The organism is Marinimicrobium sp. UBA4209 (genome assembly GCF_002381585.1).
Lineage (GTDB): Bacteria > Pseudomonadota > Gammaproteobacteria > Pseudomonadales > Cellvibrionaceae > Marinimicrobium > Marinimicrobium koreense.
Genome location: NZ_DFTP01000088.1, coordinates 29,338 through 30,116, shown reverse-complemented (window position 1 = coordinate 30,116; position 779 = coordinate 29,338). Strand labels below are relative to the sequence as shown.

The window sequence follows — 779 nt, the reverse complement described above, 5'->3', positions numbered from 1 at the left end:
AACCGGTTTATACCGTGGCCGCCGTGGTCCCCGTTGCCCCCTATGGTGGGTTTAACGGGGTTGCCTGTGCGAACTATGCCTTCTTCGCGCGATACCCTTTATTTTTCACATCACGATCACGCACTTTCGCTTTCGGCTTACCTTTACCATCCGGCTTGCCCTTACCCGCAAACTTACCCGGCGCACGCTTATCGCCCGGTTTCGGACCGCGACGCTTGAAATCCGGCGCCGGACCATCGTTGCGCGGACCCGTGTCCTCGGCAATATTCAGCGGCCGATTGCGCACCCGCACCTTCTTCAGCAACTGCATCACCTCCGGCGACATACCCTTGGGCAGATCCACCGTGGAAAACTCATCAAACAACTTGATGTGACCAATATACTGACTGTCGATACCCGCCTCATTGGCAATGGCGCCGACGATATCCCCCGGACGAACCTCATGACTGCGGCCCACATCCAAACGATAGCGCTGCAGGTCCGAATCATTGACGCGGGGCTTCGGCCCTTTGCCAGCCTTGGCTTCACGAGCCAGCTTGTTCTTGCCCTTGGTGCTGGGCTTTTCCGGACGAATCTCGGCCAGCTTCACCTGCAGCGGGCGCTCTTTCTGCACCAGATAGGCGAGGGCCGAGGCAATCTCCTCCGGTGAACGGTCCGTCTGATGGCTGAAATCGGCCAACAGATCGTTAAAGAAACTCAGATCCACACTGGTATCAAATACCTGCTGAATCGACTGCTTGAACTGATCAATACGATGAGCGGTCACGGCGGCGCCGGTC

1 protein-coding gene is annotated in these 779 nt (G+C 57.5%); it reads right to left on the bottom strand.

The window, feature by feature from the left end; translation table 11 throughout:
• Positions 1-73: 73 nt before the first annotated feature.
• On the bottom strand, positions 74-779 hold a 706-nt coding region (locus tag B3187_RS12800; protein ID WP_286806872.1), incomplete at its 5' end, for a DbpA RNA binding domain-containing protein.